Below are 21,709 nucleotides of genomic sequence, written 5' to 3'. Positions count from 1 at the left end.
GCGTCGAGGCCGCGGCCCCCCGCCGCGCCCGCCGTGACTCCACCCGCGCCGCCGCCGCCGCCGCCCTGCTTGCCGTTGAAGGTTCCGTTCTTGCCCTGGGACGTGGCACACGCCTGGTTGCCGCCCGCGCCTGGCTCCACGTTGTTGGTGATGTCCGCGCGGCCGTTGACGAAGATGGAGTGCGTCAGCGTCGCGTCGCCATACACGGCCAGGATGACGGGGCGCGTCCCCAGGATCCGCAGATCCCCTCCCAGGTTCAGGGTCCGCACCGGGATGACCACCGCATCGGGATACCCGGCGGCCTGCGGGGTGGGCAGGAACCGGATCAGTTCCGGGTTCACGACGGAGGTGGGGACGTCCCACTGCAACGTGTCCGAATCGAGCGTCACATTGCCCGTGGTGATGAGCTCCCGGATGTCCGTCGGCTGGATGTCGTCCGGCGTGAAGTTGTGGGTGGGGAACGGGAAGGGGCGGCAGGCTCCGTCGGGCAGGCACACGCCGGGGCTGCCATTGGGGGTGTTGCCGCAGGGCATGTTGAGCTGCGTCGGATCCACTTCGAACTGGCACCCCGTGCTGGGGCTGCAGGCCTGCTGGAGTCGGAAGCACGGCGGGGGCGTGCAGGTCGTGGGCGTGCTCACGCACTGGCCCATTCCATTACAGCGTTCATCCGTGGTGCACAGGTCGCCATCCTCACAGGTCGTCGAGGTCGGCTTGGGCAGGTAGGAACACTGGCCGCTGGTCGGCTCGCAGGTGCCCAGGGATTCCTGGCAGGCGGTGCTCGTGGGCTGGTCGCACTTCTTCGGCGTGCCGACACAGTTCAGGTTGGCGTCGCACGTCTTGCCGAGCATGCAGGCGTTGCCGTTGTCACACGGCAGGCCCACCTGGGAGGGCCCCGGAACACACATGCCGGTGCTGGATTCGCACGACAGCCGGGGCGCGCAGGCGTTCGGTGACTGGTCGCACACGACGGGAACACCGCCCCCGCACTCCGCCGCCGCTCCCACGCCGATGCACCGCTTGTTCGTGGTGCACTTGTCGCCGCCCGTGCAGGTCTTCTCCGCGCAGTCACGGTCCTCGCACGCCTTGAGGGTGTCGCAGTCGTAGTCGACCGTATCGCTGCACTGCTCCACGGCTCCGGGATGGACGTCCTTGCGGCTCTCATCGCAGTCGGGCTGACCGGTCCACGTCAGGCCCACGCCCGAGGGCGAGCCGTCCCCGTCCTGATCCACCGCCACCAGCTTCACGTCGAAGCGGGCGAACTCCCGGGGCGGAATCGCGATGGGGGACTCGCTGGGGAAGCGCTCCACGGCGGGCCCGGCGCAGCGGTTGTTCTCCACGGCCGCGAACGAGGACACCGTCACGCCCAGCTCGCGATCCCACTCCGGCTTGCGGAGCACCGCGACCAGGACCTGCTTCGTCGCGTCGTTCTTGAACTGGCCCTGGACGATGTCCGTCCCACCGCGCGGGCCCTGCGTGTCCTGCACCTCCACGCGCACGCACGCCGGCTTGTAGGAGCCGTACTCCACGGTGACGCGGAGGGCGCCCTCTTCAGGGGCCTTCTCGCGACAGGCGCTCAGCAACACCACGCATCCCAACAGGCAGAGCCGATACATGGTGCGGCACTGTATCCAACAGCGCTCAACCCTCCGAATCCCGTCGGGAAGGAGTGGGAGGGTGGGGTGTCGCGGACAGGGAGCGGGGCCGCTGGGACCCCGGCTCCCGGCTTGTCTTCAGGGGCGGCTCAGGGCGCTGTACAGCCCCCGGTGGCGGGCGGGCTGATCACGGCGCCGGCCGTCGAGCAGCTCTGGACGCTGCGCAGGTGGATGTAGCCGACGGCGCCACCGCCACCGCCACCGCCGCCTTCGAAGCCATTCTTGGCGCCGCCATTGCTGCCCACTTGAGGCGCGGTGGTGCCCGCGCCTCCCGCGCCGCCGTCTCCAGCGCTTTCGCTCGCGCTCTGGCCGCCCGCGGCTGGGGTGGCCTCGTCGTCGGCGCCGTGGGCTCCCGCCGCGCCGTTGTCGCTGTCATTGCCCTTCGCCGTGCCGCTCTCGCCGCCGCCGCCGCCATTGGCCGTGAGCCGGGCGTCGGCGGTCAGGGTCACCTGGAAGGCCTCCAGCACCACGCGGCCTCCGCTGCCACCGCCGCCGCCGCCAGCCCCTGACACATGCCCTCGCGCTGGGACCACCTCTTCGACCTCAAGCCCATCCCCCTCGTGGACCACCTGCTGGAGGAGGTGGCGCGGCTGCTCGCCAACGACCTGGGCACCTGGCCTCCGCCCGTCCAGGACCTGGACCCCGCCACCCTGGGGGAGTTCGCCCCGCTGTTCACGCAAGTCACCCGGCGCCCCGCCCCGGCCGTCTACACGGAGGCCCTGCGGCTCGCGCGCTGGGACCTGGGCCGTGAGTTCGACGCGTTCGACGACTACATGCGCAACAAGCGCTACCTGGAGCGGGGCCTGGCCCCCGACGACCGCGTCCCCCTGCTCTTCCTCACCCGCTGGCTGACGGAGCAGATGCTGGGCCTGGGCGAGGCCACCCAGGGGCGCGTCAAACGCCCGCTGATGCAGGCCTGCCTGGACCGGGTGGAAGCCCGGCTGGACGCCCCGCCACCGCTGCCCCAGGCCTGAGTCCAGACGGACGCCCGGCGGCCCGGACGCCCTTCCCCGGGCGCTTCCGGGACGTTCCGGTGCCGTAGGAGCCGGGGGTCTCCAGGTGTTTCCTTGCGGGAGCTTGTCAGGAGGGAGGCGACTGCCCTAAGCCCACATCCCATGTCGCAGCCCGTGGACACCGCCCCCGAAGATCGCCGCAAGCGCCTGATGCTCCTCGCGGGGCTGTGGGTGGCCATCGCGTTGATGCTCTTCACGCTGCGCTCGGTGGTGATGCCCTTCGCGGGCGCGGCGCTCATCGCGTACCTGGTGCAGCCGCTGGTGGGGCGCATCACCCGGTGGAACCTGGGCGGCCGCTCCGTGCCGCGCTGGGTGGCCATCCTGATGATCTATTCGGGCTTCTTCCTCGCGGTGTACCTGTTCTTCATCGCGCTGGTGCCGCAGCTGTACCGCGAGGTGGCGCGCATCAGCCGGGAGATGGCGGGCTTCGCCAGCGCGCTCACGCCGGAGCACGTGCAGTCGCTCGCGCAGCGCGCGGAGACGTGGCTCAACGTGTACGGCATCCCCGTGGCCCTGTCGGACCGGGCCATGGAGGGCGCGGCGGCGGGCACCTCCGGTGGCTTCAGCCTCGCGTTGGACCTGGAGCAGATGCTCACCGACGCGGTGGCCCGCGGCACGACGCTCGTGCGCGAGAACATGTCGGACATCGTCAACGTGTCGCGCCGCATCGTCACCGAGGTGCTGGCCGGCGTGTTCATGCTGTTCTTCATCCTGATGGTCGCCGCGTTCTTCTCCATCGACGCGCAGGCCATCCGCCGCTACTTCGGCACGCTGGTGCCCGCGGAGTTCCTCCCCGACGCGAAGACGCTGGTGGCGAACATCGACCGCTCGCTGTCCGGCGTGGTGCGCGGGCAGGTCACCATCTGCCTCGTCAACGGGGGCCTCACGCTGGTGGGCCTGCTGCTGTTCGGCGTGAAGTTCGCGTTCCTGCTGGCCACCATCGCCACGCTCTTCAGCCTCATCCCCATCTTCGGCACCATCATCAGCTCGGTGCCCATCGTCCTCATCGCGCTGGCGGACGGCGTGCAGAAGGCCTTCGCGCTCCTCTTGTGGATCGTCGGCATCCACGCGCTGGAGGCCTACTTCCTCAACCCGAAGATCATGGGCGAGGCCGCGCGCATCCACCCCGTGGTGGTGGCCTTCTCCCTCATCGCGGGCGAGAAGCTCTTCGGCCTCTGGGGCGCCCTCTTCGCCGTGCCGGTGGCCTCCATCCTCGTGGCCTGCTTCGACTACGCGCGCCTCAAGGCCCAGCCGCCCCCGCTGGTGACGCCCGCCGTGCAGCAACCCGTCGTTTCCCCGGACGCCGCTCCGGCGGCCTGATCCGCGCCGTCACCGGTAGGTGTCCAGGGCCCCAATCGTCCACCGGTGAAAAACCTCGGCGGAGCGGCCCACATGCCCCTGGCCATCCGGGAGCGCAGTGACTACTTCCACGCACTCCTCCGCCTTTGAGGACCGTGTGATGCCCCCGAGCCCCCCCGACGCCCCGGACTTCCGGAGCCTGTTCGAAGCCTCGCCCAATCCGTACCTGGTGCTGACGCCCGGGCTCCAGATTGTCGCGGTGACGGACGCGTACCTGCGCGCCACCCAGACGCGCCGAGAGGCCATCCTGGGCCGCCACATCTTCGACGTCTTCCCCAACAACCCCCAGGACCCGACGGCCAACGGCGTGAGCAACCTGCGCGCGTCCCTGGAGCGCGTCATCAAGACGGGCGCCCCGGACGCGATGGCGGTCCAGAAGTACGACATCCCCCGCTCCGGCTCCGTGGGCGACGGGTTCGACGTGCGCTACTGGAGCCCGCTGAACTCGCCCGTGTTCGGCGTGGACGGGAAGCTGAGCCACATCATCCACCGAGTCGAGGACGTGACGGACTTCATCCTCCTGAAGAACCAGGGCACCGAACAGGACCGCCAGCACCAGGCGCTCCAGGCCCGCGCGGGGGAGATGGAAGAGGAGATCTTCCGCCGCGCGCAGCAGATCCAGGAAGCCAACCAGCAGCTGCGCACCGCGAACGAGCAACTGGGGGAACTGGACCGGCTGAAGTCGGAGTTCTTCGCCAACGTCAGCCACGAGTTCCGCACGCCGCTGACGCTGATGCTGGGCCCCACCGAGGACCTGCTCGCCGGACGCTCGGGCGCGCTGCCGGCCGAGGCCCGCAGGGAGCTGGAGCGCGTGCACCGCAACGCGGGACGCCTGCTCAAGCTGGTGAACGCGCTGTTGGACCTGTCGCGCCTGGAGGCCGGGCCCCGGGAGGAGCGCTTCGTGCCCTCCGACCTGGCGGCGCTGACGGCGGACGCGGCGAGCAGCTTCCGCTCCGCCATGGAGCGCACGGGCCTCCAGCTCACGGTGGACTGTCCCCCGCTGTCGGAGCCCGTGTACGTGGCGCCGGACCTGTGGGAGCAGATCGTCCTCAACCTGGTCTCCAACGCGTTCAAGTTCACGCTCCAGGGCGGCGTCACGCTGCGCCTGCGGGAGCGCGGCCGGCGGGTGGTGCTGGAGGTGGAGGACACGGGCTCGGGCATCCCCGCGCAGGAGCTGCCCCGCCTCTTCGAGCGCTTCCACCGCGTGCCGGGCACCGCGTCGCGCACGCACGAGGGCACGGGCATCGGGCTCGCGCTGGTGCAGGAGTTCGCGCGGCTGCACGGCGGCACGGTGGCGGTGCGCAGCACGGAGGGCCAGGGCACGACCTTCACCGTGGAGCTGCCCCTGGGCCACGCGCACCTGCCCCCGGAGCGGATCCGCACCACGGCCCGTCCGCGCTCCGCGGCGCGCGAGGCCACGACGGCCTACGTCCAGGAAGCGCTGCTGTGGAACGTCTCCAAGCCGAAGGAGCAGACGCTGTCGAACCGCGCGCCCGCGCCCGCCCCGGCAATCCGCGCGCAGGAGCTGATGCCGCGCGCGCGCATCCTGCTGGTGGACGACAACCGGGACATGCGCGACTACATCCAGCGCGTGCTCTCCACCGACTATGACGTGGAGACGGTGACGGACGGAGAGAAGGGGCTGGAGTCAGCGCTGGCCCGGCCTCCGGACCTGGTGTTGTCCGACGTGATGATGCCGCGCCTGGACGGCGTGGGCCTGCTGCGGGCCCTGCGCGCGGCACCGCAAACGCGGGAGCTGCCCATCCTGCTCTTGTCCGCGAAGGCGGGCGAGCAGGCCACCGTGCAGGGCCTGTCCTCCGGCGCGGACGACTACCTGGTGAAGCCCTTCTCCGCCGGAGAGCTGCTCGCGCGCATCGCCTCCAACCTGAAGCTCGCGCGGATGCGCCGGGAGATGGCCGACGAGCGCGCGCGCGCGGAAGGGCTGACCGAAGCCCTGCGCGCCCGCGACGACTTCCTCTCCGTGGCGGCGCACGAGCTGCGCACCCCGCTGGCCGCCTTCCAACTGCACCTGGAGCTGCTGGAGCGCGGCCTGGGCCGGGACGCGCCGACCAAGGCGCTGGAGCGGCTGAAGCAGGCCCGGGCCTTCATCCGGAGGCTGGCGCTGCTGGTGGATGTGCTGATGGACGTGTCGCAGATCACCAGCGGCCGGCTGAAGCTCTCCCGCACGGACGTGGACCTCGCGGATTTGCTGGTGGAGGTGACGCGCTTCGCGGAGGAGGAGGCGCGCCGCGAGGGCACGCGGCTCACCGTCTCCGTGAACGGGCCGGTGACGGGCCCGTTCGACCCTTCGCGCATCTCCCAGGTGGTGCACAACCTGGTGGCCAACGCGCTGAAGTTCGGCCGGGGCAAGCCGGTGGAGGTGACGCTGCAACCGGACGGAGAGGTGGTGCGCCTGAGCGTGGTGGACCACGGCATCGGCATCAAGCCGGAGGACCGCGAGCGCATCTTCGAGCGCTTCGAGCGCGCGGTGTCCACGCACCACTACGGCGGCCTGGGCCTGGGCCTGTGGGTGTCACGGCAGGTGGTGGAAGCGCACCAGGGCTGCATCGACGTGGAGGACACGCCGGGCGGCGGCACCACGTTCCGCGTGACGCTGCCGTTGAAGGACGCGGAGGCCCCGGGGCCCGAGTCCGCCACCGGGTAGAAAGGGCGACTGGAGCGGACCGCGCGCGGCGCCGGCTACTGGCAGGCGCCGGCGCAGCGCGCGTTGCGGCACACCGGGATGCAGCGGCCGCAGTCGATGCTGTCCGGGGGACACGTCCCGTCGCACCGCACGCCGGCGCAGTTGGGACCTTCCGTGCGGTGGGTGACGGCATTGCCCTCACCGCAGCACGCGCTCGCCACGCAATCCGAGTCGTCGTAGCAGACCTGACTGGAGAGCACCGGGGGCGCATCCTCCAGCGGCAGGTCTTCCACGCCCAGGTCACACCCCGCCATCAGGCCCAGGGTGACGCCCGCGACGGCGCGGGCGAGGAAACGAAGGACGTGGGCACGACGCATGTGGGGCTCCCGGGCCAGGGTCAGCGGTTCATCGAGCCCAGGAACTCCGCGTTCGCCGCCGTCGGACGCATGTGCTTGAGCACGAACTCCATCGCGTCGATGGGGGTGAAGGGGTGGAGCACCTGGCGCAACGCCGTAATGCGCACCAGGTCCGATTGCGACAAGAGGAGTTCCTCCTTGCGGGTGCCGGATTTGTTGATGTCGAGCGTTGGGAAGATGCGCTTCTCCATCAACTTCCGATCCAGGACGATTTCGGAGTTACCCGTGCCCTTGAACTCCTCGAAAATCACTTCATCCATGCGGCTGCCCGTGTCGATGAGGGCCGTGCCGATGATGGTGAGGCTGCCGCCCTCCTCGATGTTGCGCGCGGCGCCGAAGAAGCGCTTGGGCTTGTGGAGCGCGTTGGCGTCCACGCCGCCGGAGAGGATCTTCCCGGACGCCGGCACCACCGTGTTGTAGGCGCGGGCGAGCCGGGTGATGGAGTCCAGCAGGATGCACACGTCGTACTTCTGTTCGACCAGGCGCTTGGCCTTGTCGATGACCATCTCCGCCACCTGCACGTGGCGCGTGGCGGGCTCGTCGAAGGTGGAGGAGACCACCTCGCCGCGCACGCTGCGCTCCATGTCGGTGACTTCCTCCGGGCGCTCATCCACCAGCAGCACGATGAGGTAGACGTCCGGGTGGTTGCGGCTGATGGCGTGCGCGATGTTCTGCAGCAGCACCGTCTTGCCCGCCTTGGGGGGCGCGACGATGAGACAGCGCTGGCCCAGACCGATGGGGCAGAACATGTCGATGATGCGCGTGGTCATCTCCGACGACTCGTGCTCCAGCTTGAGCTTGCGCGTCGGATACAGCGGCGTGAGGTTGTCGAACAGGATGCGCTCGCGCGCAGCCTCGGACGTGGGGTCCGCGAAGTTGACCGTGTCCACCTTCTGCAGCGCGAAGAAGCGCTCGCCCTCGCGGGGCTGGCGGATGGGGCCCGTCACCGTGTCGCCGGGGCGCAGCGTGAAGCGGCGCACCTGGGACGGCGACACGTAGATGTCGTCCGGGGACGGCTGGTAGTCGCTGTCCGCGCTGCGCAGGAACCCGAAGCCGTCGCTGAGCAGTTCGAGGACGCCCTCGGCGTGGACCTCGAAGCGCTTGTCCGCGATGCCACCCAGCAGCGCGAAGATGAGGTCCTGCTTCTTCAGGCCCTGGTAGCCGTCGATGCCCACGTCCTGGGCCATCTTCGACAGTTCGACGATCTTCATCCGCTTCAGGTCATTGAGCTTGATGACCTGCATCGGAGCGCCGTCGCGGCTGACCTCCGTGATGGCGGGGGACTCGGCGGACTCCTGCGGCGCGGGCGTCGCGGAGGCCGTGTCCTCGGGCTCCTCGGCGCGGATCTCCTGGAGCTCGTCGTCGCGCACGGGGCGGGAGATGGGCGTGAGCACCGGGCGGGGCGCTTCGGCCACCACCTCCGGCGCCTCCTCCACGGGCGCCTCTTCGCGGCGGGCCGGGGCACGGCGCGAGCGGGGCGCGGGCTTCTCCGCCTCCTTCGCCGCCGCGCGCTTGCGGCGGGGCTTCTCCTCCGCGGCGACGAACGGGGGCGCGACTACCTTCTCTCGGGGGGAACGGGCTTTGGCCATGACGGTCAGCAGACGGAATGGGGGGAATCGCCCGAAGGCTCGGGCAGGCTGTACGCGGGACGCTGTCCGTCCGCGCGGCGCTCGGAAGCACCTTCCAGGAGGGCAGCACCACCCGGGTCCCTGATGGGGACCGGAGGGCGCGTGGGCCTGTGGTTGGGAAGAGACGGCGCGGGGGGACCCCTGCGCCAGGAACCGCTCTGGAAACTATTGACCCCCTCCAGAGCTGTCAAGGCATCCGTGCCTTGCACCACCCCGTTTTTCAGGGGGTTGCACCGGAGGGAGGGGGTATTGCGAACAGGGAAACCGCTATGTAGCTGAAATTCGGGGCAGCTGGGATGCCCGAGGCGCCCTCGCCGGGTGGAACACGCATGCCCGGGTCCCCCTTCCCATCCGCCGGTGGAGTTTCCCGGTCTGGACGGGGCCGCGCGCCGGGAGGGGTCCGCGCGTCCAACGCTGGAGGTTGGCAACGTACGAAGGGGGCGGGACTCCTGTCGCTCCCTCGTGGAGCGGTCCTGTCAGGTGGGCTCGCTAGAGTGGTCCTCCTCCGATGAGGGGCGTGCGCATCCTGGCCGCGCTGCCGAATTGGGGTAAGGACAACACCCCGTGGACACCTTCCCGAAAGCCGAAGCCCGCGCCCGAGCGCTCCGTCAGGAGCTGGCCCACCACAACCACCGCTACTACGTGCTGGACGCGCCGGAGATCAGCGACGCGCAGTACGACACGCTGATGCGGGAGCTGCAGGCGCTGGAGGAGAAGCACCCCCAGCTCGCCACGCCGGACTCGCCCACCCAGCGCGTGGGCGGCGCGGCGGTGGAGGACTTCGGGCAGGTGGTGCACAGCGCGCAGATGCTGTCGCTGGCGAACATCTTCGACGACGAGGGGCTCACGGAGTTCGACGACCGCGTGCGCAAGCTGACCGGCCTGCCGCAGGTGGGCTACGTGTGCGAGCCCAAGCTGGACGGCCTGGCCATCTCGCTGCGCTTCGAAGAGGGCCGCTTCATCCAGGGCGCCACCCGGGGCGACGGCACGACGGGCGAGGACGTCACGTCCAACCTGCGCACCATCAAGAGCCTGCCCCTGGAGCTGTTCCCCCAGGACGGCGTGAAGGTGCCCAGGCGGCTGGAGGTGCGCGGCGAGGTCTTCATCCGCAAGGAGGACTTCCGCAAGCTCAACGAGAAGCGCGAGGAGCAGGGCGAGCCGCTCTTCGCCAACCCGCGCAACGCCGCCGCGGGCAGCCTGCGCCAGTTGGATCCCAAGGAGACCGCCGCCCGGCCCCTCTCCGTCTACCTGTACGAGTGCGGCCCCAGCGACGGCCTGCCCGCGTTCAAGACGCACACCGAGAAGCTGGAGTACCTGAGGACGCTGGGCCTGCCCATCAACCGCTACCAGCCCGCCGAGGGCGCGGACGGCATCCGCCAGCGCTACGACGAGTCCCTCAAGGGCCGCCACGCCCTGCCCTTCGAGGTGGACGGCATGGTGGTGAAGGTGGACGACGAGGACCTGCGTCGTCGCCTGGGACAGGTGTCCAAGAGCCCGCGCTGGGCCGTGGCCTACAAGTTCCCGCCGGAGGAGGAGTCCACGCTGGTGCAGGACATTGGCATCCAGGTGGGCCGCACGGGCGCGCTCACGCCGGTGGCGCACCTGAAGCCGGTGAAGGTGGGCGGCGTGATGGTGTCGCGCGCCACGCTGCACAACGAGGACGAGCTGCGCCGCAAGGACGTGCGCAAGGGCGACACCGTCTTCGTGCGCCGCGCCGGTGATGTGATTCCGGAGATCGTCACGGTGGTGCTGTCCAAGCGCCCGGAGGACTCCCAGCCCTTCGCCTTCCCCACCCACTGCCCGGTGTGCGGCGCGGTGGCGGCGAAGGACGAGGACGGCGCCATCATCCGCTGCACGGGCGCGTCCTGCCCCGCGCAGCTTGTGGAGAAGGTGCGCCACTTCGCCAGCCGCATCGCGATGGACATCGAAGGCCTGGGCGACAAGCTGGCCACCCAGCTCGTCACCGCCGGTCAGGTGAAGACGTTCGCGGACCTCTTCGCGCTGACGAAGGAGTCGTTGCTCAAGCTGGAGCGCATGGGGGAGAAGAGCGCGGAGAACCTGCTGGCCTCCATCGAAGGGTCCAAGCGCACCACCCAGCGCCGCTTCCTGTACTCCCTGGGCATCCGCCACGTGGGCGACTCCACGGCCCGGGCGCTGGCGGAGGCGTTCCCCCAGGTGAAGACGCTCTTCACCGCGAGCCTGGAGGACATCAGCCGGGTGAAGGACGTGGGCCCCGTGATGGCCCAGGTCATCCATACCTTCTTCCAGGAGCCGCAGAACCAGGCCACCATCCAGTCCCTGCTGGACGCGGGCGTGACGCCGGCGCCGCCGGAGGTCTCCACCGGAGGCCCCTTCGTGGGCAAGACGGTGGTGCTCACCGGGACGATGGCCGGGATGGCGCGCGAGCAGGCCAAGGAGGAGGTCGAGCGGCGGGGCGGAAAGGTGTCTGGAAGTGTCTCACGCAAGACCGATTTCGTGGTCGCGGGCGAGGACGCCGGCTCCAAGCTGAAGAAGGCGCAGGAACTCGGGGTAAGAATCCTAGATGAGCAGGCGTTCCTCCAGATGCTAGAAGGGAACGCCAGAGCATGAGGCCCAAGGCATGAGCACGCAGCGCCGGGCGACCCTGCGCATCCAGGGCACGGTCCAGGGAGTCTCCTTCCGGGAGAGCTCCCGCGCCGAGGCGCTGCGGCTGGGCCTGAGCGGCTGGGTGCGCAACCGGAGCGACGGCTCCGTGGAGGCCACGGTGGAAGGCGAGCCCGCTGCGCTGGAAGACTTCGTAAGCTGGTGCCACCAGGGTCCCCGCACGGCGCGCGTCACGCACGTGGCGCGCACGGACGGGGAAGCCACTGGCGAGTTCCGCACCTTCACGGTGGAGCGCACCTCATGACGTCCTACGGCCTCGCGTCCCTGCCGGCCATGCTGGGCATCCGCTCCGGCACCAAGGTTTCCATCATCAACCCGCCCCGGGGCTTCGTGCAGAAGCTCAACCCGCTGCCGGACGGGGTGGAGTTCCTCGTCACGGCCCAGACGGGGCTGGACGTCATCCTCTTCTTCACCCAGGACGCCACGGAGCTGGTGCAGCGGCTGCCCGCGCTGTCGCGCGCAACCACCCTCACCGGTGGCATCTGGGTCTGCTGGGCGACCGCCGAAGGCCCGAAGACGCACCTGTCCGAGGAGTTCGTGCGGCACGCGGCGCTCGACATCGGGCTGGTGGACAACAAGATCTGCGTCATCGACGAGACCTGGACCGCCCTGCGGCTGGTGCGCCGGCCGCGCGGGAAGCTGGACAAGCCCGAGGGCCGCAAGCAGGCCCCCGCCCAGGCCTGAGGCCCCCGAAAAGGCTCCGTTTCGGCCTGGATGCCCTGGGGGCGGGCCCCGGGGCCATCTGCCAGACAGTGGATGAACGGGCGCTTCTTGCCTTTACACACCTGGAGGGGCGTGGAAAACTCTCCGTGTTTCTGGGTGGTTGTGTGACGCCCCGCGTTGGCGGGACATCAGGCCCAGGCTGGAATTTCGACGGGTTGCGCTTCCGGTCTCCTCCGGATGTCCCTGCTGCTCCGGGGCCCCCAGACGCCCCCCCAAGGTGGCCCACGATGGGCACCGACCGGGTGTGGAAGAGGGGGCGGACGGCACGGGCGTGGTGGAGACCTCGAGCGCTTGAAGAGAAGCAGCCCCGCCCGGCACGGTGCCGGTCGCAATGCGGGGCGACATGAACTCGGAGGAGCAGGCGGTGATGTCCTCGGCCCTCACCCAGACGATGCGTTCTCCCTCCGGTGATTCCGGTGGGCGTCCACACGTCGGAGGGCCACCAACCGCCGCTCCCCTCGCAGCGTGCTCGGAGGTGTGGCGTCTTGCCGCCCCCCGTCCGGTGAGGTCCCCCCTACCGCGCGCGCTTCCAGGATTCATCCATGAGCAGTGTGCTCGTCATCAATGCCGCGGGTCGGGAGACCCGGGTGGCGCTCGTCGAGGGCGGCCATATCGCGGAGTTCTACCTCGAGCGTAAGAAGGACAAGGGCGTCGTCGGAAACATCTACAAGGGCCGTGTCGTCCGGGTGCTCCCGGGCATGCAGGCGGCTTTTGTCGACATCGGGTTGGAGAAGGCCGCCTTCCTGTACGTCAGCGACGTCGTCTACGACCCGGACTTCGCCCGCGCCCAGTTCGAGCTGACCGAGGGCGAACACGAGGACGCGCCGGAGGTCCCCACCGAATCCGAGGCGGACACCCTCGAGGCCGCCGCGGCCACGGTGCCGGACAAGGGCGCGCACGCCCTGCCCGCCGGCACGGAAGCAGCTCCGGCCGCCGCCGTGGAGCCCGCGCTCGCGCTGGACGCCCAGGCGGCTGCGCCAGCGGCTCCCCAGGAAGCGCCCCCTGCGGCTGCCCAGGAAGCCCAGGAGACGGCGTCCGCGCCGGCTCCCGCCGCGACCGAGCCCGCCGCCGAGGCCCAGGCTCCCGTCGCGGAGTCGGAGCTTCCCCCGGCCTTCGTCATCGAGGAGACGCAGGTCACGGTGTCCACCGCCTCCGTGGCGGTGCCGCTGTCGGACGCGGGCCTCCCGCCGGACGCGTCCCCCACGGTGGTGCAGGAGACGCCCGCGGAGAGCCTCACCGTCGCCGCCCTCAGCGAGGGCAGCGTGGCGCAGGCCGGTGAAGCCTCCACCGAGGCCGCCGAGCCGCCGCCGCACGCCGCGCGAGGCCCGGGAGGCCCGCGAGCCGCGCGCCCGGGATGGCCGCGAGAAGGAGAAGGAGAAGGAGAAGGAGAAGGACAAGCGCCGCCAGGAGGGCCCTCCGCGCCGCGAGAAGCGCGACGACGACAAGGAGAAGCCCAAGCAGCGCAAGACGGACAAGATTGAAGACCTGCTGAAGGTCGGCCAGGAGGTGGTGGTCCAGATCTCCAAGGACCCCATCGGCACCAAGGGTGCTCGGCTCACCTCGCACATCTCCATCCCCGGCCGTCACCTGGTGTTCATGCCCACGGTGGACCACGTGGGCATCAGCCGCCGCATCTCCAACGAGAAGGAGCGCCGGCGGCTGCGCGACATCGTGGACCGGCTGCGGCCGCCCGGCACGGGCTTCATCGTGCGCACGGTGGCGGAGAACGTTCCCCAGGAGAAGCTGGAGAGCGACATCCGGTTCCTCATCGAGGTGTGGAACCAGGTGGTGCGCCGCAACGAGAAGCGCGGCGGACCGGGCCTGCTGCACCCCGACCTGGACCTCATCCTGCGCGCCACGCGCGACCTGTTCGCCCACGACGTGGAGAAGCTCGTCGTGGACGATGCGGAGGAGTACGAGCGCATCCAGGGCTTCGTCACCGCGCAGGACCCGGCGCTGCGCGACCGCGTGGTGCTGCACGAGACGGACGAGCCCGTCTTCGACGCCTATGGCATCGAGCAGGAGCTGCAGCGCGCCACCCAGCGCAAGGTGTGGCTGAAGAGCGGCGGCTACCTGATCATCGACCAGGCGGAGGCGCTCACCGCCATCGACGTCAACTCGGGCCGCTACGTCGGCAAGAAGAGCCTCGAGGAGACGATCACCAAGATCAACGTCGAGGCGGCCAAGGAGATCGTCTACCAGCTGCGGCTGCGCAACATCGGCGGCATCATCATCTGCGACTTCATCGACATGGAGAAGGCGCAGAACCGCGACAAGGTCTTCAAGTCGCTGCAGGAAGCGCTGGGCCGCGACAAGGCCAAGACGAACGTGCTGCGCATCTCCGAGCTGGGCCTGGTGGAGATGACGCGCAAGCGCGTGCGCGAGTCCATTGGCCGCGTGCTGCATGAGGACTGCCCCTACTGCGACGGCAAGGGCTTCGTGAAGACGGCCACCACGGTGGCGTACGAAATCTTCCGGGAGATCCGCCGCGAGGCGCCGGGCTACAAGGACTCCACGCTCGTCATCAACTGCAACGCGGAGGTCGCGCGCCTCTTGCAGGGCGAGGAGCGCAACGAGCTGCGGCACCTGATGGACCGCTACAACAAGTCCATCCAGGTCAAGGCGCAGCAGAACTACCACCGCGAGCAGTACGACATCTACGGCCGGTCAGCCACGGGCCCCGAGCACAAGGTGGCCTCGTCGCCGGGCTCCGGTGACGGCGAGCTGGCGATGCAGCAGCGCCGCCCGGAGAACGCCTACGGCGGTGGTGGCGGCGGCGGTGGCGGCCGACAGGACCAGGGCCGGCGTGGACGCGACCGGGACCGCGGCGGCGGCGGTGGCGGCGGCGGAGAACGCGGTGGCGAGCGCGGCGCGGAGAGCCGTGGCGGTGGCGGCGGAGAACGCGGTGGCGAGCGCGGCGGCGGCGACCGTCGCGAGGGCCGGCGTCCCGAGCGCGGTGGCGGCGGTGGGGGCGACCGCAACCGGGGTGGCGAGCGCGGCGAGCAGCGTCGCGGCGGTGAAGGCCGAGGCGGTTCCCAGGGAGGCTCCAACAACAACGGCGGAAACGGCGGAGGCTCTGGTGGCCCGCCTCCGGCGGCATCCGGAGGAGGCTCCTCGGAGTCGTCCGGCGGGGGCAGCGAGGCCTGACGTCGGTGAGCGGCGCCGCTGCCTGAGCGCGGCTCGCGTGTGACAGCGAAGGCCCGGTGGGGTTCATCCCCGCCGGGCTTTCTCTTTGGCCTGGGCGGGTGGCAGGCCACGTGGCGCCGGGGCTTCGGCGGGCCCGGGTCCGGCCACCTGCCCACCGGCCGACCAGGCACACGGGCCCGCGCGTGCACCGTGGTGGGGGCCACATCGTGGGGTGGGTGGACTGGTCCCCCGGGCCCGAGTTTGGTTACGGTGGCACTTCCACACCGGGGGGTGTCGTCGCCCGTCGGTCCATCTGAATCCCCCAGGATGACCCGCCCCCTTCCGCGCTTCCGCATGCTTCTGGAACCCGGTGGCCTGCCCTCGCCCGGGCGGGAACACCTCCGGAGGAGCCCGTGCACGTGAAGCGGGGCCTGGGGTGGCGCTATCGGCAGGGGCTGGTCCGGCTGCGGACCTGGACGCGCACGACAGCGTCCCGCGTGTGGGCCCCGGTGGCGCGCACGTCCGGAGGCCGGTTCGCGACGGACATCTTCCTCGCGGGGCGCACGGTGGCGCGCGGCTTCATGGGCGAGAACCTGCGCCTTCGCGCCGCGGCGCTCACGTACATCAGCATGTTCTCGCTGGTGCCCCTGCTGACGGTGGGGCTCGTGCTGCTGCGCACGCTGCACCAGGAGCAGTTCCAGAAGAAGCTGCGCTTCGTCATCTCCGAGGTCCTGGCGCCGGGGGTCAGCGAGGAGTCCGCCGCCCTGCTCGACCGGTTCCTGCACCCGGGCAGCTCCATCGCGGTGGGCAGCGTGGGCTTCCTCGCGGTGCTGTTGTCGGCGGGCTCGCTGCTGCGCCACATCGACGGCGCGGTGAACGAGCTGTGGGGCATCCGGCGCCAGCGCCCGTGGCTGACGCGCCTGTCCATCTACGCGGGCCTGCTGCTGCTGGGGCCCATCTTCCTGGCCATCTCGTTCTCGGGCACGGGCCGGGTCCGCGTGCTGCTGCAGACCCACGCTCCCTCCGCGCCGCTGTTCATCGCGCTGGGCACCATGCTCATCGCCATCGGCAGCCTGACGCTGCTGTACCTCTGGACACCCTTCGCCCACGTCCGCGTGCGCTCGGCGCTGGCCGGCGGGCTGGTGGCCGGCGTGGGGTGGATGCTGGCGAAGCAGGTGTACGCCGAGTTCGCCGCGCGCAGCTTCCTCTACAACCCGCTGTACGCGTCGCTGGGCGCCCTGCCCCTGTTCCTCGCCTGGGTGTACGTGAGCTGGCTGGTGATGCTGTTCGGCGCGCGGCTGTCCTACGCGGTGGAGCATGTGTCCTTCCGCGACTCGCTCTTCGCCTTCGGCAGCCATCCGCGCGCGTATGAGCTGGTGGCCGCCCGCATTGCCCAGGACGTCACCCTGTGCTGGGTGGATGGGCTGACGCCGCCCCTGCCACGGGAGCTGGCCACGCGCCTGCGCGTCCCCGAATCGCTGGTGCACGAGGTCGTCGACCGGCTGGTGGAGGGCCGCCTGCTGGAGCGGGGGCGCCGGGGTGGGCTGCGGCCGGCGAGGGACCCCGCCGAGCTCACGCTCGCGGACAGCACGCTCGCGGTGCACGGGGTGATGATCTCCGGAGGCCCTGAAACCTGGACGGGCCCCCGGGCCCCAGGCTTCGAACAGTTCGAGCCCCTGTTCCAGGCGGCCGACTGCGCGGGGGTGGACCTGCTGCGCCGTACCCGGTGGTTGGATCTCGTGACGCCCCTGCGTCCGGGGCTGCTCGCCCCGGTCGCCCCGGAGGCACCCAAGGCAGCGGCTGGCAGCGGAAATCCGTAACGTTTTTAGAGGGTTGGGAGCCTACCCGGCTTGCAAGGAGGAGGTGTTCTGTTATGTATTCGGGACTCGACCACGGGCCACAGAGCCCTGTCACCAAGGGGTCACGGGGTTTGCGGGAGCGTCCGATGCTCAAGTCCGATCTGATCAACATCCTCGTTGCCAAACGAGGCGTGACCCAGAAGCAGGCTGAAGCAACCATCGAGACGATTTTCGAGTCGATGAAGGACGCGCTCTGCCGCGGCGAGAACATCGAGATTCGCGGGCTTGGCGCCTTCCACGTGAAGAACTACCAGGGCTACCAGGGCCGCAACCCGAAGACGGGTCAGGTCATCCCGGTGAAGCCCAAGCGCGGCCTGCTCTTCCGTACGGGCAAGGAACTGCGCGACCGCGTCAACCGTCCCGCCCCCCTCCAGGCCCAGACGGACCTGCCGCCCTCCGAGTTCAAGGGCAGCAGCGGCACCGGGACCCTGTAGGGCCGGCGCGGTAGCAGCGCCACTGCCTCACCGCCCCACGGCGACGGGCGTCAGCCGGCCGATGGGGCGAATCTGCAGGTCGCCGTCCAGCTCGCCGTAGGTGAGCACCGCCACCTCCGGGAACGGGCCCTCGCACAGCTTGCGCAGCGGCCTGCGGATGTCCGGGGCCGTGAGCAGCACGGCCCGGCCGCCGGTGGCGATCTGCCGCACCCCTTCCAGGATTTCGACGACGCGCTCCGGCTCCGGCGAGGGCCCCCGAGGCCCGCTGGCGCGCAGCACCTCCTCCACCTCCGGGTCCACCAGATACGCGTACAGCGGGCCCGTGGGCGCGAACTGGTGGCTCAGGTAGCGGTGCAGGGCCTGACGGCAGCGCTCGGCCAGGGCGGTCGCGTCCCCTTCGGTGGTAGGGGCCACCAGGGCCTCCAGGATGGCGCGCAGATCCCGGATGCTCACCTGCTCCTGCACGAGCCGCCGCAACACGTCCACCAGCAGCGGCAGCGGCACCTTCAGCAGCGCCTCCTTCACCAGCACGGGCGCCTGGGCCTCCAGCCCCTCCAGCAGCCCCTGCACCTCCTGGAGCCCCAGGAGCGCGGAGGCGCGAAGGCGGAGCACCGCGCGCAGGTGGTCCGCGATGAGCTCCGAGGGCTTGCGCAGGGGCACCTGGGCCAACTCCAGCCGGGAACGGGCACCCTCCGCGACACGGCTGATGGAACGGCCGGTGACGGGCTCCACGGAGGCCTCCGCCTGGACCTCCAGGAAGGCCAGCTCCCCGGGCGGGACGAGCGCATAGAGGGCCGCGGGCTGCAGCACGCCCCCACCGGCGGGCACCTCGTCAAGGAGGAGGCGGTATTCGCCCGGCCCCAGGTACGCGGCCTGGGTCCTCACGCGGATGCCGGGGATGCGCACGCCCAGTTCGAAGAAGAGCTCGTCGCGCACCCCGTTCAGCACCGTGTGCACGAAGGCCCCCCCGTCGGCTTCCGCGAGGGGCGTCAGCAGCGAGGACAGGTCCAGCGTGAGCGGGGCCACGCCCACCGGCGCCGCCGCGCTCTCCGGAGGCTTGCCCGCCGCGCCGACGGGAACGGAGGCTCCCGCCGGAGTCCCCTCCTTCGCCAGGGCCTTGTCGGAGGCCTCCGGTGACTTGCGCCGCAGCGCATATCCCAGCCCCCCGAGGCCCGCGGCCAGGGCGAGGAAGGTCAGGTGCGGCATGCCCGGCATGAGGGCCAGCGCGACGCACAGCCCCGCGACGATGCCCAGCGTCCGGGGGTCCCCGAAGAACTGGGTGCCAATCTCCGTGCCCAGCGAGTCCTCCTCCTTCTCCGACGCCACCCGCGTGACGACGAGGCCCGCCGCCACCGCGATGCACAGCGAGGGCACCTGGGACACGAGGCCGTCACCGATGGCGATGAGGGCGAAGGTGGCGGCGGCCTCGGAGAAGGACTGGCCGTTCTGCAACACGCCAATGAGGGTGCCGCCCAGCAGGTTCACCGCGACGATGACCAGTCCCGCGATGACGTCCCCCTTCACGAACTTCATCGCGCCGTCCATGGCGCCGAACATCTGGGACTCGCGCTCCAGGTCGCGCCGCCGACGGCGGGCCGCGTTCTGGTCGATGGCGCCCGCGCGCAGGTCGGCATCGATGGACATCTGCTTGCCGGGCATTGCGTCCAGCGTGAAGCGCGCGGACACCTCCGCCACCCGTTCCGCGCCCTTGGTCACCACCAGCAACTGGACCAGCGTGAGGATGGCGAACACCACCGCGCCCACCACGTAGTCACCGCGCACCACGAACTCGCCGAAGGCCTGGATGACCTCGCCCGCGTGGCCTTCCGACAGCGCCAGCCGCGTGGAGGACACGTTGAGCGACAGCCGGAACAGCGTGGTGAAGAGGAGCAACGTGGGAAACGACGTCACCCGCAGCGCGTCCTTCGCGTGGAGCGCCGCGACCAGCAGCGACACGGCCGCGGCGAGGTTCACCGCGAGCCCCACATCCAGGAGCCAGGCCGGCAGCGGGATGATGAGCGCGCCCAGCACGGCGGCCATCGCCACCGCGAGCACCACGTCCGAGGACTGGCGGGCCTTCAGCAACACCTTCATGAGCGGGTTCATCACGTCTGTCTCCGTGGACGGTCGTCCGTCTCGCGCGTCTCCATCGCGGTCCGCAGCACGACGGCCGCCGCCTGGTACAGCTCCTCGGGAATGGACTCTCCGACGTCGAAGTGGATGAGGCTGCGGGCCAGGGGCACGTCCCGGACCACCGGGATGCCCTGGCGGCGTGCCTCTTCCTTGAGCGCGAGCGCGTCGTCTTCACGGCCCTTGGCCACGAGGTACGGCGCGTCGCACTCGCCCGCTTCGTATCGGAGCGCGACCGCGATGTGCGTGGGATTGACGATCACCGCGGTGGCCTTCTGCACTCCACGTGCCGGTCCCCCCTGCGCGAGCTGCCGGTGCAGGGCCTTCCGCTGTCCCTTGTGGCGCGGGTCCCCCTCGCTTTCCTTGTGCTCCCGCCGGACCTCGTCGCGTGTCATCATCAGGTCGCGCAGATGCCGACGTCGGGCGAGTGCGTAGTCCACGGCGCCGCACCCCAGCACCACCCACGCCAGTTGGACGACCAGCGCCGCGAGCCGGCCGACCAGGAAATCCATCCCCCGCGTCCCGTCGAGCCACGCGGCGCGCAGGGCATCAGGCCCCACCGTCTCCACCTCGCTCCAGCCCCACAGCGCCAACAGCGCCGCCACGAGGAGGGCCTTGCCCATCTCCAGCAAGGGCCGCGTGCTGAAGAGGCGCTTGAGGCCCGCCGCCGGGTTGATGCGTTCGAGCTTCGGGGCGGCATGCCGCGCATCCATCTCGAAGCCCACGGTGGCCACCGACACCGCCAGCGACGCGACGAGCGCTCCCCCCAGCGCGGGTCCGCACAGCCGCACTGCGACCCACGCCCCTTCCTCCCAGGCCCCCGGAAGGGTCTGCTCCAGAAAAAGGCGCGAGGCCCAGTCCTTCAGCCGCGCGAAGCCCTCCGGCGCGAACGCGATGAACCCCAGCAGTCCTCCCAGGGTCACCGCGCTGGAGGACAACATGCGGCTGCGGGGAAACTGGCCCTTGCGCCTCGCTTCCCGCAGCCGGCGGGCGGTGGGCTGTTCCGTCTTCTCCCCGCTCATCGTGCGACCTCGCCCAGCAGCGCCAGCGCGCCTTCGGCCGACACCACCCCCGCGAGCAGTCGCTCACACAGCAGCCCGACGCCCAGCCACAGCAAGGCGCCACCGCCGAGGATGCGCAGCGGCGCGCCCAGTTCCTGGAGGTTCACCTGCGCCGCGGCCCGGGAGGCCATGCCCAGGAAGCAATCCACCGCGAGCGCCGCCGCGGCCACCGGCGCGCCCACCGCCAGTCCCGTGGCCATGGCCCCTCCCACCATCACCACCACGTGGAGGGTCGCGGCTTCAGTGGGCACGAACGCCCCCAGCCGTACCACGCCAAAGCCCCGCAGCAGGGCCGCGATGACCAGCGGGAACAGGGCCCCCGACACCACCCGGGCCACGAGCAGGTGGTACAGCCCGTCGCCCGTGGCGGACTCGCGGCTCCCCGCCATCGGCAGACTCGCCTCCGCGGACGTCCCCCGGAAGAGGTCGATGAAGCGGCCCCCCATCCTCGCCGCGTCGAAGGGCAATGCGGACACGAGGCCCACCGAGACGCCGTAGGCCAGCTCGCGCACCACGAGCGCCGCCATCACGACAGGCGTCTCCACCGGGCCGGAGAAGTCCACGCCTGCTTCAAGGTGCAGGAAGAGTGATAGCGCGAGCACCAGTCCCAGACGGACCGTGGTCGGCGCGGCTTGACCGCCCAGCAACGGGCAGAGGAACGCGATGGGCACGAGCCGCGCCGCGCACAGCGACACCGCGATGACGTGCGGCCCCAGCGTGAGGAGTTGTTCGCTCAGCGCCTCCGGGTTCACAACGCCACATCCGCGATGAGCGTGAGCAGTTGCCGGGTGAAGAGCGTGAGCTGCCCTGCGATCCACGGGCCGGCCAACACCAGCGACAGCACCGCCGCGCACAGCTTGGGGACCACCGACAGCGTGCTCTCCTGCAACTGGGTGGTGGCCTGGAAGAGGCTCATCAAGAAGCCCACCACCATGCTCGCACCAATGGGCGGCAGCGAAGCGAGCACCATCAGCAGCAAGGCCTCGCGCCCCAGCGTGAGCAGGACATCCTGGGTCATGGC

The 21,709-nt window shown here is 70.6% G+C and carries 16 protein-coding genes and 1 pseudogene; 9 read left to right on the top strand and 8 right to left on the bottom strand.

Annotated features, from left to right (window positions below; translation table 11 throughout):
- The coding region (locus D7Y13_RS09500) for a putative metal-binding motif-containing protein (protein WP_120630664.1) at positions 1-1,613 on the bottom strand (1,613 nt) is incomplete at its 3' end.
- Positions 1,614-1,741: 128 nt separating this feature from the next.
- The gene (locus D7Y13_RS09495) at positions 1,742-2,164 is read right to left on the bottom strand and encodes a hypothetical protein (protein ID WP_147452431.1); all 423 of its coding nucleotides are present in this window, start codon (positions 2,162-2,164) and stop codon (positions 1,742-1,744) included.
- Here D7Y13_RS09495 and D7Y13_RS09490 point away from each other — a divergent pair, their 5' ends adjacent.
- The 3 genes from D7Y13_RS09490 (at position 2,165) to D7Y13_RS09480 (ending at position 6,689) form a co-directional block, all read left to right on the top strand.
- The gene (locus D7Y13_RS09490) at positions 2,165-2,626 is read left to right on the top strand and encodes a hypothetical protein (RefSeq protein ID WP_120533074.1); all 462 of its coding nucleotides are present in this window, start codon (positions 2,165-2,167) and stop codon (positions 2,624-2,626) included.
- A gap of 141 nt (positions 2,627-2,767) precedes the next feature.
- Positions 2,768-3,985 carry an AI-2E family transporter gene (locus D7Y13_RS09485; protein ID WP_120585570.1) on the top strand — a complete coding sequence of 406 codons (1,218 nt, stop codon included), beginning with the start codon at positions 2,768-2,770 and terminating at the stop codon, positions 3,983-3,985.
- Positions 3,986-4,124: 139 nt separating this feature from the next.
- Positions 4,125-6,689, top strand: a complete 2,565-nt coding sequence (locus D7Y13_RS09480) for an ATP-binding protein (protein WP_120585571.1) — start codon at positions 4,125-4,127, stop codon at positions 6,687-6,689.
- A gap of 35 nt (positions 6,690-6,724) precedes the next feature.
- On the opposite strand, the gene D7Y13_RS09475 is transcribed toward D7Y13_RS09480, so the two are convergent.
- Together D7Y13_RS09475 and rho are read right to left on the bottom strand one after the other, a co-directional pair.
- Positions 6,725-7,045 (bottom strand): hypothetical protein, encoded by a 321-nt coding sequence (locus tag D7Y13_RS09475; protein WP_120533077.1) that lies wholly within the window; start codon positions 7,043-7,045, stop codon positions 6,725-6,727.
- Between the two features lie 20 nt (positions 7,046-7,065).
- Positions 7,066-8,673: a transcription termination factor Rho gene (rho, locus tag D7Y13_RS09470; RefSeq protein ID WP_199732940.1), complete on the bottom strand. Its 1,608-nt coding sequence runs from the start codon at positions 8,671-8,673 to the stop codon at positions 7,066-7,068.
- 603 nt (positions 8,674-9,276) lie between these two features.
- On the opposite strand from rho, the gene ligA reads away from it, so the two are divergent.
- The 6 genes and pseudogenes from ligA to D7Y13_RS09440 all read left to right on the top strand — a co-directional run bounded on the left by ligA (position 9,277) and on the right by D7Y13_RS09440 (position 17,497).
- Positions 9,277-11,301, top strand: a complete 2,025-nt coding sequence (gene ligA / locus D7Y13_RS09465; protein WP_120533078.1) for an NAD-dependent DNA ligase LigA — start codon at positions 9,277-9,279, stop codon at positions 11,299-11,301.
- A gap of 10 nt (positions 11,302-11,311) precedes the next feature.
- Positions 11,312-11,599, top strand: coding sequence for an acylphosphatase (locus D7Y13_RS09460; RefSeq protein WP_120533079.1), 288 nt, complete (start codon positions 11,312-11,314; stop codon positions 11,597-11,599).
- Positions 11,596-12,039, top strand: a complete 444-nt coding sequence (locus tag D7Y13_RS09455; RefSeq protein WP_120533080.1) for a DUF3052 family protein — start codon at positions 11,596-11,598, stop codon at positions 12,037-12,039. The genes D7Y13_RS09460 and D7Y13_RS09455 overlap by 4 nt, the downstream gene beginning before the upstream one ends.
- Before the next feature lie 581 nt (positions 12,040-12,620).
- Positions 12,621-15,225: pseudogene (locus D7Y13_RS49495) on the top strand (Rne/Rng family ribonuclease).
- 434 nt (positions 15,226-15,659) lie between these two features.
- Positions 15,660-17,024: a YhjD/YihY/BrkB family envelope integrity protein gene (locus tag D7Y13_RS09445; protein ID WP_167508733.1), complete on the top strand. Its 1,365-nt coding sequence runs from the start codon at positions 15,660-15,662 to the stop codon at positions 17,022-17,024.
- Between the two features lie 125 nt (positions 17,025-17,149).
- Positions 17,150-17,497, top strand: coding sequence for an HU family DNA-binding protein (locus D7Y13_RS09440; RefSeq protein ID WP_120533081.1), 348 nt, complete (start codon positions 17,150-17,152; stop codon positions 17,495-17,497).
- Between the two features lie 27 nt (positions 17,498-17,524).
- Here D7Y13_RS09440 and D7Y13_RS09435 read toward each other — a convergent pair whose 3' ends face one another.
- From D7Y13_RS09435 to D7Y13_RS09420, 4 genes are read right to left on the bottom strand one after another with little or no spacing between them, the layout of a single operon-like run.
- Positions 17,525-19,603: a flagellar biosynthesis protein FlhA gene (locus tag D7Y13_RS09435; RefSeq protein WP_120582856.1), complete on the bottom strand. Its 2,079-nt coding sequence runs from the start codon at positions 19,601-19,603 to the stop codon at positions 17,525-17,527.
- Positions 19,603-20,649: an EscU/YscU/HrcU family type III secretion system export apparatus switch protein gene (locus tag D7Y13_RS09430; protein ID WP_120582855.1), complete on the bottom strand. Its 1,047-nt coding sequence runs from the start codon at positions 20,647-20,649 to the stop codon at positions 19,603-19,605. Before D7Y13_RS09430 ends, D7Y13_RS09435 begins: the two co-directional genes overlap by 1 nt.
- Positions 20,646-21,440: an EscT/YscT/HrcT family type III secretion system export apparatus protein gene (locus tag D7Y13_RS09425; RefSeq protein WP_120582854.1), complete on the bottom strand. Its 795-nt coding sequence runs from the start codon at positions 21,438-21,440 to the stop codon at positions 20,646-20,648. The genes D7Y13_RS09430 and D7Y13_RS09425 overlap by 4 nt, the downstream gene beginning before the upstream one ends.
- Positions 21,437-21,706, bottom strand: coding sequence for a flagellar biosynthetic protein FliQ (locus tag D7Y13_RS09420; RefSeq protein ID WP_120533085.1), 270 nt, complete (start codon positions 21,704-21,706; stop codon positions 21,437-21,439). Before D7Y13_RS09420 ends, D7Y13_RS09425 begins: the two co-directional genes overlap by 4 nt.
- Between the last annotated feature and the right edge of the window lie 3 nt (positions 21,707-21,709).

Origin of the sequence: Corallococcus praedator, from assembly GCF_003612125.1 — a bacterium.
Lineage (GTDB): Bacteria > Myxococcota > Myxococcia > Myxococcales > Myxococcaceae > Corallococcus > Corallococcus praedator.
This window is presented reverse-complemented; position numbering and strand designations above follow the sequence as displayed.